Origin of the sequence: Cellulomonas sp. A375-1 (assembly GCF_001040865.1) — a bacterium.
GTDB classification, from domain to species: Bacteria; Actinomycetota; Actinomycetes; order Actinomycetales; family Cellulomonadaceae; genus Cellulomonas; species Cellulomonas gelida.
In genome coordinates this window covers 1-10694 of the sequence record NZ_LFKW01000156.1, presented here as the reverse complement: position 1 = coordinate 10694, position 10694 = coordinate 1, and the positions used below count along the sequence as shown (strand labels likewise).

The 10694-nt window shown below is 71.3% G+C and carries 8 protein-coding genes; 3 read left to right on the top strand and 5 right to left on the bottom strand.

Features of this window, described 5'->3' with window-relative positions; translation table 11 throughout:
- Positions 1-2943: 2943 nt before the first annotated feature.
- From rsmG to CWIS_RS17025, 3 genes are all read left to right on the top strand, one after another.
- Entirely contained in the window at positions 2944-3615 is a 672-nt protein-coding gene (gene rsmG / locus CWIS_RS17035; RefSeq protein ID WP_231583990.1) for a 16S rRNA (guanine(527)-N(7))-methyltransferase RsmG, read from the top strand.
- 724 nt (positions 3616-4339) lie between these two features.
- Positions 4340-5353, top strand: coding sequence for a ParA family protein (locus CWIS_RS19665; RefSeq protein ID WP_304413448.1), 1014 nt, complete (start codon positions 4340-4342; stop codon positions 5351-5353).
- Positions 5350-6549: a ParB/RepB/Spo0J family partition protein gene (locus CWIS_RS17025; RefSeq protein ID WP_048344547.1), complete on the top strand. Its 1200-nt coding sequence runs from the start codon at positions 5350-5352 to the stop codon at positions 6547-6549. Before CWIS_RS19665 ends, CWIS_RS17025 begins: the two co-directional genes overlap by 4 nt.
- A gap of 10 nt (positions 6550-6559) precedes the next feature.
- On the opposite strand, the gene CWIS_RS17020 is transcribed toward CWIS_RS17025, so the two are convergent.
- The 5 genes from CWIS_RS17020 to CWIS_RS19130 all read right to left on the bottom strand — a co-directional run.
- Positions 6560-7603: a D-alanine--D-alanine ligase gene (locus tag CWIS_RS17020; protein WP_141370596.1), complete on the bottom strand. Its 1044-nt coding sequence runs from the start codon at positions 7601-7603 to the stop codon at positions 6560-6562.
- Between the two features lie 64 nt (positions 7604-7667).
- Positions 7668-9008, bottom strand: a complete 1341-nt coding sequence (locus CWIS_RS17015; protein ID WP_048344545.1) for a PLP-dependent aminotransferase family protein — start codon at positions 9006-9008, stop codon at positions 7668-7670.
- 75 nt (positions 9009-9083) lie between these two features.
- Positions 9084-9404, bottom strand: coding sequence for a thioredoxin (gene trxA, locus CWIS_RS17010; protein WP_048344544.1), 321 nt, complete (start codon positions 9402-9404; stop codon positions 9084-9086).
- Complete coding sequence (trxB, locus tag CWIS_RS17005; RefSeq protein WP_048344543.1) at positions 9401-10396, bottom strand: thioredoxin-disulfide reductase; 996 nt, start codon at positions 10394-10396, stop codon at positions 9401-9403. The genes trxA and trxB overlap by 4 nt, the downstream gene beginning before the upstream one ends.
- Before the next feature lie 118 nt (positions 10397-10514).
- The coding region (locus CWIS_RS19130; protein WP_048344542.1) for a hypothetical protein at positions 10515-10694 on the bottom strand (180 nt) is incomplete at its 5' end.

The following is a 10694-nucleotide window of genomic DNA, read 5'->3' as shown; positions in this document are numbered from 1 at the left end:
GGGGGGGGGGGGGGGGCGGCCTTGGGCTCCTCGCCCGGCGCGAGGGTACGGCGTGGCGGCACCGTCTGCTGGCACTGTTTCACGTGGAACAGCGTTCGGTGCACCCGACGTGCTCGGCCCGGGAAGTGGCGTTTGACGCGGTGCATCGCCGTGGAGCCGCGGGGTCAGAGCTTGTGTGCTCCCTTCATGCAGGGCGCGCGGAAATGACTGCGGCGGCGCTCAGGGATCAGCGCGAGTGATCCACTGGGCGCTCGCGGCGCGCAATGCGTCGTGTGAGGCGATGTCGTCGTGTGGATCCGAGGCCCGGCGTCGATCTCTGAAGGGTGCGTGTAGCGAGCTGAGTCCGGGGCTGCACTGCGTCAACTCATGGGGGTGCTAGTGGTGGGTGTTGCGCTCAGCGATGAGGATCGGCCCGCGGTCACTTCTCGAGAGCCTGCACCTGGAGGCTCGCGCAGACCGACTCGCACGAGTAGAGAACGACCTGCGGCCGTGCGCGGTGCCTGGACCCGATGGGTGGTCGTCCGCACGCGGTGTCACCGCGAGGAGTCGGCGTAGGGCAGTCGCGCAAGAGACAAGGCGCTGGGGGAGTCGGCGCCCGGACTGGCCAAGGCGACGACCGTACCCGAGGACGACGCGGCAGGTGCGGCTCGGTCCGAGTCGCCGCGTCGCGAGCACAGCGTGGATGTCCAGGCTTGGAGCGAGGCGCTCAGGCGAGGGCTGGGCGCGGGACGGCGTCGTGCCGATGCCGACGCACTGTCCGGTGCATGTTGCCCTGCGGGCCCAATGGCGAGTGCGCACGCAGAGCTATCTCCCGCGAGGCCGGTCACAGAGGTTCCTCACGTGGAACAGACGGGATGCCAACAACAGGCCACGGTCGGGTCCCGGGACCGGCGCTCGGTGGGCGGCCCGGGGAGATCCGCGCGCGAGCGCATGGCTGAGCAAGGCCCGGCAGGTGGCGCACGCCGATACGCGTCGCCTCCGCCTCACGCGGGCGGTGCGCGTGACATCCCGCCTTCTCGTGGACGGGGCACGCAGTTGCCGCGCGCCTGGCAAGCGGACAGCCGCGGCCTTGCGTGCCCGACCCCGGCATCGCTGACCCCAGCGAGGTCGACGAGGCGTGTCGGCTCGGGGCCGCAAGCGGCGCGGAGGGCGTCCCTGTCTCACGTGGAACGGAGGCGAGTCCTGAGCCTACGTGCAGGCAGAGAGGGCTGGCTCGTGGGCGCGGTGCCCTGTTCCCGCTCTACGTGGACGGGCGCGCAGGTAGCACGCGGGTGACAGCAGAACCGGGCGCGTCGTGCGTGCTCGACGACTGCAGGGCCTGGACGCGCGGGGCAGATGAGGCACATCGGCCTCACTCTTCGCACTCCTCGGTGGGGCGCGTGCCTGTTTCACGTGGAACGGGGGGGCCTCGAGCCGGCGGCATCCGAGGAGCCTTGCTCGCGGGCACCGGCCCGGCCCTCGCTCCACGTGAGCGTGGGTGCGGGTGGTACGCGGTCGACCATACGTCCGCACGTGCCGTTGCGAGCTCGAGCCCTGGCATGGCCTGGACGCGCGAGACGGATGACGCGAGCGACGCGACGCCGCGCGCTGCTCGGTGCCCCGTCACTGTTTCACGTGGAACAGGGACAGGGCGCGAAGCTCTCGGCGTCCGCGGAGGTTTGCCCGTGGGCGCCACACCTCGCCCGCGGCCTCTCGTCAATGGCACGCGTAGGTGCGATGCGTGTCGCCACAGGAGCCGCCGCGCCACCGCGTGTCACCCCGGCAGGATCTGTGCGGGCGGGGTTGGCGAGGCATGTCGGCTTGACGCCGCGAGCTGTTCGTGGGGCATCCCCGTTTCACGTGGAACGAGGGCCGCCCACACCTTGGTCATATGCAGACCCTGGCGTGTAGGTGCGCAGCGGGAGTGGGTCGGTTCGGCGGTACGGGCGAGCGCATCGCGTGTCGTCGCTAGCGGTGGACGGCGCGCGACCAGTCTGGTGACGTGTGAGGGGCTCCCGAGCGCTGGTCGTCTGGGCCGCGGGTCCGGCGGTGCCGTGGGTCGCGCTGAGGACGGCGTCCACACGGCGGGAGCAGGCGTGCAAGCGGTGCAGAGCCGTAGCTGTGTGCGCCGTGCGTCAGAGTGACCGGGCGGTTGCTGTGACCTGGCGAGCGGGCGCGCGCCGCGGCCTCTGGGCGTGTGGGGTAGGAGACGCCGGGTGCTGTTCAATCGCTCGCGGGGTCGACAGGGGATCGGAGGGCTCGGCGGCCCGTGGTGACGTGCGCTCCGAGGGACGCGAGTCCGCTCGGCCCGTGGCACGGAGTGTCGGTCGCCTCATTGGCCCACGGCCGCTGAGGCGGGTGGTCCTCAGCAGCGTGTTTCACGTGGAACCGAGGGGCTAGGCGGCGCGCTGTGAGAGCCGCCGCGGCTCTGTGCGTCCGAAGGGCCGGCGGCCGCACCGTCGCGCACCTCGGGCCTCGCGGGATCGTGGAGATCGCATTCCGCCTCGACTCACCGGGCGCGAGCACGGGCGGCGGTGCGGAACCCGGCGCACGATCCGGGTCCTCGTGCACGGGGGGCATGGCAATGTCGCCGGCTGGCGAGCGACGCCAGGCGGCCGTGCCACCCGGAGCTGGAGCACGCGGCGCTCGTCGAACAGCCACGTGTGGCAGGCGCGGAGAGTGCGGTGAGCGATCGATGGACGTCTCGGATGGCGCTCGGGTCTGCTGCTCGAGACCGCACGCCTGAAGGGCGAACCCGCTGGTCGGGGACTGTGTAGAGCCCCGCACGGGCTGCGAACCGATTGGCATCGTCGGCGACGCGCCACCCTGGTGGAATCTCTCCCGACCTGCCTGTGGGTGAGACGTCGTTGCGAGCGCCTCAGCCGGTACCGTGGGACGTTCGCGCAGCCAGGCAGGCTGGCGAGTGCCGTGGCGGAGGTTTCACGTGGAACGGAGTGTGGCGTCGTGACCAAGGACGACGACATCACTGACCTCCACGACCCGTTGGACGGCGACCCGCGGCTGCCCGACTTCTTCGGGACCGCGTGGCCGCAGGTCGTGGGCTTCCGCCGCATGCTGGTGGACCAGGGAGTGCTTCGGGGTCTCATCGGTCCTCGGGAGGTGTCTCGCCTGTGGGAGCGTCACCTGCTCAACTCGGCGGCTGCGGTGCCGTTCCTGCCGACGAGCGGACTGATCGTCGACCTGGGGAGCGGTGCTGGCCTGCCAGGTGTCGTCATCGCGGCGATGGTGCCGGGCGCTCGGGTCGTGCTGCTCGAGCCGATGGAGCGCCGGACCGACTGGCTCACCGAGGTGGTCGACGCGCTCGGCCTGTCGAACGCCGAGGTCCGGCGTGCGCGCGCGCAGGAGGCGTTGGACCTGCAGGCCGACGCCGTGACGACGCGCGCTGTGGCGGCGCTCGACAAGCTCTACGGATGGGCGATGCCCCTCATTCGTCCGGGAGGCACGCTGGTCGCCCTGAAGGGCGCGCGTGCGCAGGAGGAGATCGACAACGGGCGGCGTGCTGCACGCCGCGCTCTCGTCGGAGCGGTCGAGGTGCGTGAGGTGGCGACGCTCGAGGGCGTCGAGCCCACCCGCGTGGTGACCGCCGTGCACGAAGGGGGTAAGGGTGTTCGGTAGGCGAAAGCACGGTCGAGCTCCACAGCCGATACCAGCAACGGCCACGTGGCCCGTCAGCACGGAGACGGCTGTCGCCGATCCGTTGGTCGAGCCGGAGTCGAACGGCCAGCAGGCGACGGACGAGAGCACGGGTGTCGTCCACGGTGCAGCCAGTTCGGCAGCGACCGTAGCGTCCGTGCCCTCGCCCGTCCCGCCGGAGGCCGGCGCGGAGCCCGCATCGAACGGGGGGATCGCCGAGGTCGGCGAACGCGCGGCCACCTGGGCGGCGACGTGGGGGATCACGGAACCCACGCAGACAGCGACAGAGATCGTCGTCGACGACGCCTCGGATGGCTCGGCCAGTGAGGCACCGACGACGAACGGCATCCCCGCTGAGGTGGAGGCCCGCGTTCTCAAGAGCACTGGCGAGAGCGGAGAGGCGCAGCCGTCGGCGAACGGCGAGGCCGCACCCGGCGACCTGACGGGCACAGTCGACAAGGTAGTCGGACAGACCGACGAGGCGCCCGCGTTCGCGAGCGCTGCGGCCACCACCGCAACGGCGGAGCCCGAGGGCCCGAACGCCCCCATGGACGCGTCGCCCATGGTGGAGAACGACGAGCACGACCGCGCAGAGTCGCGCGTTTCACGTGAAACGAGCCCGGCAGCGTCGGAAGCAGGGGGATCCGCACCGGACAATAGGGGAGACGCGTCGGCGTCACCCTCCCTGCACGACCCTGACGGAGACATGACAACGCAAGCCGAACTCGACCCGGACGAGCACAGGCGCGCTGCCCTCGTGCAGAGCCTTCCGACGGTCACGGACGACACCCCTCTGATGGCTGAGCTGCAGCAGGATGCGCGCCGCCGCATCGAGCTGCGCGGTCGGCGCTTCCCGCGTCCCGCTGAAACGCGGGTCGTCACCGTGGCGAACCAGAAGGGTGGCGTCGGGAAGACGACGACGACCGTCAACCTCGCAGCCGCGCTGGCGCAGTCGGGACTCAACGTGCTCGTGCTCGACAACGACCCGCAGGGCAACGCCTCGACGGCGCTGGGCGTGGAGCACCGCGCGGGAACGCCGTCGATCTACGAGGTGCTCGTCGAGGGCGCTCCGATCGCGGAGGCGGTGCAGGAGAGCCCCGACGTCCCGAACCTCTGGTGTCTGCCCGCCACGATCGACCTGTCGGGTGCGGAGATCGAGCTCGTCTCGATGGTGGCGCGCGAGACGCGGCTCCGCAGCGCGCTCGACACGTACCTGCAGTGGCGGATCGACAACGGGCTCGAGCGCATCGACTACGTGCTCGTCGACTGCCCGCCGAGCCTCGGTCTGCTCACGGTCAACGCCTTCGTCGTCGCGCGCGAGGTGCTCATCCCGATCCAGTGCGAGTACTACGCACTCGAGGGCCTGAGCCAGCTGCTGAAGACGATCCAGCTCATCCAGGCGCACCTGAACCGCGACCTGCACGTCTCGACAATCCTGCTGACCATGTACGACGCCCGCACGAACCTCGCCCAGCAGGTGGCGTCCGAGGTTCGCGAGCACTTCCCGGAGCGGACGCTGCGCACGACCGTCCCTCGGTCCGTGCGCATCTCCGAGGCGCCGAGCTACGGCCAGACGGTGATGACGTACGACGCGGGCTCCTCGGGTGCGCTCGCCTACCTGGAGGCCGCGCGTGAGATCGCCGAGCGCGGCGCCGCAACCACAGACGTGACCCCATCGAACAGCGCGACCGCTGAGAGCGGCGCGGAGGAGGACCGATGAGCGAGAAGCGACGGGGACTGGGCCGTGGCCTGGGCGCGCTGATCCCGGCCGGGCTCGACGGGCAGCGACCGCCGGCGGGCGGCGACCGCCCGGTCGACGTGTTCTTCCCGGACCGGTCCGACGCCACGAGCACCAGCGGTGAGGCGACGGCCGCCGAGTCGAACGGTGTCGCGAACGCGCAGGTCGCAGCCGCGGCCGCCGCGAGCACGGCAGTCGCCGAGTCGACCGGGTCCGCCACGAACGGGACGACGACCGGCGTCCCGGCCGCTGCGTCCAACGGCGGAGTCGCCCTCGCCGACGGTGCCGCGGTCGTCACCGCAGGCGTTGCCGACCCGGCCGACTTCAGCGCGATCGCGACCGACGGGCTCGTCCCCGTCCCCGGGGCACGCTTCGCGGAGCTGCCCGTCGGGTCGATCCGACCCAACCCGCGCCAGCCGCGCTCGGTGTTCGACGAGGACGCGCTCGACGAGCTCGTCAACTCGATCCGGGAGATCGGCGTCCTGCAGCCGGTCGTCGTGCGCGCCGTCGACGACGGGTACGAGCTCATCATGGGCGAACGTCGTTGGCGGGCGACGCAGGCTGCCGGGCTCGACGTCATCCCGGCGATCGTCCGGGAGACTGACGACGCCGACCTCCTGCGGGACGCGCTGCTCGAGAACCTGCACCGCTCGCAGCTCAACCCTCTCGAGGAGGCCGCGGCTTACCAGCAGCTCCTCGACGACTTCGGGTGCACGCATGAGGAGCTGGCGACGCGCATCCACCGGTCGCGCCCGCAGATCTCCAACACCCTGCGTCTGCTCAAGCTCCCGCCGCTGGTCCAGCGTCGCGTGGCCGCCGGAGTGCTCTCGGCGGGTCACGCACGCGCGCTCCTGGGCCTCGCGGACGGCGCGGCGATCGAGCGGCTCGCGCAGCGGATCGTCGCCGAGGGTCTGTCCGTGCGAGCGGTCGAGGAGATCGTGTCGCTCGGCGGTGACGACGCCGCCCCGGGGAAGCGCCGCCAGGCGCCGCGCGCGGGCCAGCGCAACGAGGCTCTCGACGAGCTCTCGAGCCGACTGTCGGACCGCTTCGACACTCGCGTGAAGGTCCAGCTGGGGAAGTCCCGAGGCCGGCTGACCGTCGAGTTCGCATCCGTCCAGGACCTCAACCGCATCCTCGCGACGTTCGCTCCCGACGACCCGGGCCTGCTGAAGGGCTGAAACGGGACGTTCAGGGCGCCGGAACGGGCTCGAGACCGACCGGCGCGGCGGCGAGAGAAGCCTCTACCAGGGATCGGTACAAGGCCCCAAGATTGTGGCCAGCGGCCTCCGCCGCCTGGGGAAATAGCGAGGTCTCGGTCATCCCGGGGCTCACGTTGACCTCGAGGAAGTGCACAACTCCCTCGGTGTCGACGATGAGGTCCGACCGCGACAGGCGGGTCAGGCCGAGGGACCGGTGGGCGACGAGCGCGACCCGCTCGACCTCGGCGCGCGTCGCGTCCGAGAGTCGCGCGGGGGCGAAGTACTCGACGCGCCCGGGGTTGTACCGAGCGTCGTAGTCGTACGGGCCGTCCGTCACGATCTCGATGGGCGGCAAGGCGACCGCGCCGTCACCGAGGTCGACGACCGACACGGCGACCTCGACCCCCGAGACCGCACGCTCGATCAGGGCGGTGTCACCGTAGGCGAAGCACTCGACCATCGCGCGCGCCAGGTCGTCGGGGGACTGCACGACAGACACGCCCAGTGCCGACCCACCGCGCGAAGGCTTCACGACGACGGGCAGCCCGAGACGCTCGACGATCGCGGACAGCACCCTTGCGGGGCCGAGCTCGCGGAACAGCGACTGCGGAAGGGTGACGAACTCGGGGGTCACCAGGCCCGCGCGCGAGACGAGGGTCTTGGCGATCGACTTGCTCCACGCGACGCGGCTCGCCCGGGGTCCCGTTCCGAGCAAAGGCAACCCGAGCAGCTGGACGACGTCGCGCACCGAGCCGTCCTCGCCGCTCGACCCGTGGAGCACGGGCCAGACGAGATCGGGGCGGAGCTCGGTGAGCGCGGCGATGAGGTCGGCGTCGACATCGTGCACGGACACCTCGACGCCGGAGGAGCGCAGTGCCTCGGCGACGCGACGGCCCGACCGGAGCGACACGTCGCGCTCGTGGGACAGCCCGCCGGCGAGCACGGCGACGCGAGGTGCCCGGTCGGGGACGCCGGGAGTCGGCGTCGACGACGGTGACGGCGAGGCAGCGGGCGGGACGGGTGACGTGGTCACGATGGAGCTCCGAGCTGAGGGCGGACCGTCGCCACCGAGCGACGGCGGGGAAGTGCCGATGAAATCATGGGATGTTCGGCGCGGGCGAGACGACGTCATCGTCGGAGGCACCACCACCGGTGCCGAACAGCTCGACGAGCTCGCGCTCGCCCGAGACGACGCCGGCGAGCCGGCGCACGCCCTCGCGGATCCGCTCGGGGGTCGGGTAGCAGAACGACAGGCGCATGTGGTCGGCGCCCGTGCCGTCGTAGTAGAACGCAGTGCCCGGCACGTACGCGACGCGCGCGGTCACGGCCCGCGGCAGCATGTCCCGCGCATCGAGGCCCTCGGGCAGCCGGACCCAGGTGTAGAAGCCACCGTCGGGGACGGTCCACGAGGCCTCGGGCAGGTGCTCGCTGAGCGCGCTGATCATGGCGTCGCGCCGCTCGCGGTACATCTCCCGGTAGCTCTTGACCTGTCCGCGCCAGTCGCAGGTCGACAGGTAGGAGGAGATCGCGATCTGCGAGGCGTTCGACGGGCACAGGATCGCGGACTCGGACGCGAGGACGAGCTTCTCGCGGACCGCGTGCGGCGCGACGGCCCAGCCGACCCGGTACCCGGGGGCGAAGGTCTTGGAGAAGGACCCGAGGTAGATGACCCCGTCCTCGTCGTAGGACCGCAGGGCAGGCCACGGGTCACGGTCGAAGCCGAGCAGTCCGTAGGGGTTGTCCTCGAGCACGAGCACCCCGTAGCGCCGTGCGATCTCGAGGATCTGCGGCCTGCGCTCGAGCGCGAGCGAGACGCCGGCGGGGTTGTGGAAGTTGGGGACCGTGTAGAGGAACTTCGTGCGGCGACCCGCGGCGGCGAGCGCGGCAAGCGTCTCCTCGAGCGCGGCCGGGACCAGCCCGTGCTCGTCGATCGCCACGTGCACGACGTCTGCCTGGTACGCGCGGAACACGCCCAGCGCACCGACATAGGACGGGGCCTCGGCGACGACGACATCACCCGGGTCGACGAAGACCCGCGTGACGAGGTCGAGCGCCTGCTGCGAACCGGTGGTCACGACGACGTCGTCGGGGTGCGCGGTGATCTGCTCGAGAGCCATGACCTCGAGGATCTGCTCGCGCAGCGTCTGGTCGCCCTGGCCCGAGCCGTACTGCAGCGCCTGCAGGCCGCGCTCAGCGACGACCGACGCTGCGACCTGCGACAACGCGTCGAGCGGAAGGCCGTCGAGGAACGGCATGCCGCCCGCGAGCGAGACGACCTCCGGCCGGTTCGCCACGGCGAAGAGCGCGCGGATCTCCGACGAACGCATGCCGTGCGTGCGCTCGGCGTACGAGCCGAGCCACGGGTCGAGCCGCGTGCCTGCGGCGGAGGACGTGGGGGTGCCCGACGTCTCCGGCCGGGGCAGGGGCTGCGAGGTCATCTCCGCAGTCTGGCACAGCGAAACGGCCGTCCCGGCGCGCAATACCGCGCAGTGGGACGGCCGTCGGCCGGCTGCTCAGACGGACAGCAGCGCCTCGATCTCCTGGGCGTACGCCGCCTTGGGGCGCGCACCGATGACCTGCTTCACGAGCTCGCCGCCGGAGTAGATGTTCAGCGTCGGGATCGAGACGATGCCGTAGTCGCCGACCACGCCGGGGTTCTCGTCGGAGTTGACCTTGACGATCTTGACGCGGCCCTCGTACTGCGTCGCGAGCTCCGCGAGCACGGGCGCGACCATGCGGCACGGACCGCACCACGGCGCCCAGAAGTCCACGACCACGGGGATCTCGGACTGCAGGACCTCGGCGGCGAAGGTCTCGTCGGTCACGTCCTTCATCGGGCGTCCTCCACCAGCACGGGGACCTCGGTGGGCACCATCGGGTCGACGGCGTCGCCGAGCGAGGCGAGGAAGTGCTGGGCGTCGAGCGCCGCGGCACAGCCGGAGCCCGCGGCGGTGATCGCCTGGCGGTAGGTGTGGTCGACCACGTCACCGCACGCGAACACGCCCTCGAGGTTGGTCCGCGTCGAGCGGCCGACGACCTGGATGTAGCCGTTCTCGTCGAGCTCGACCTGACCCAGGACCAGCTCGGTACGCGGCACATGACCGATCGCGACGAACACGGCGCCGGCCTCGTGCGAGCGGGTCTCGCCCGTGACCGTGTCGCGCAGCGTCACGCCGGTGACCTTGGCATCGCCGTCGATCCCGACGATCTCGCTGTTCCACGCGAACGAGATCTTCGGGTCGGCCGCAGCGCGGTCGGCCATGATCTTCGATGCGCGCAGCTGGTCGCGGCGGTGCACGAGCGTCACGCTGCGGCCGAACCGCGTGAGGAAGGTGGCCTCCTCGACCGCGGAGTCGCCACCGCCGACGACCAGGATGTCCTGGTCCTTGAAGAAGAAGCCGTCACACGTGGCGCACCACGAGACTCCGCGCCCCGAGAGTCGCTTCTCGTCGTCGAGGCCCAGCTCGCGGTACGCCGAACCGGTCGCGAGGATGACGGCCTTCGCGCGGTACGTGGTGCCGTCGGAGACGGTGACCTCCTTGACCGGACCGGTCAGGGACAGCGACGTCGCGTCGTCCCACAGCACCTCGGCGCCGAACTTCTCCGCCTGCTTCTGCAGGTTCTCCATGAGCTCGGGGCCCTGGATGCCGTCGGGCCAGCCCGGGAAGTTCTCGACCTCGGTGGTGTTCATGAGCGCACCGCCCGCGGTCACGGAACCGGCGACGACGAGCGGCGCGAGGCCGGCGCGCGCGGCGTAGATCGCGGCGGTGTAGCCGGCCGGGCCGGAGCCGACGATGACGAGCTCGCGGATGGACGTGTCGGTCACGGGGTGGTCCTCGAAAGGTCGGTGGTGCCGGTGAGACGGCGGGCTGTCGCAGTCAACCGATCGTAGGCCGGATCTGTTCCTGGGGACGCGAACCGGACCGCCTGTGGACACCTGGCGGTCAGCTGAGCTCGACCTCGGTGAGCTCGAGGCGGAACGACCCGTCCGCCGCGGTGGGCAGCTCGGTGATCCACAGGGTGATGCGTTCGAGCTCCGTCGCGGGGTCGAGGTCGAACGTCACCTCGGGTCCGAACTCGCCGGACGCCAGGAGCGTGCCGCCGCCGGGGTTGTCCGAGCCGCT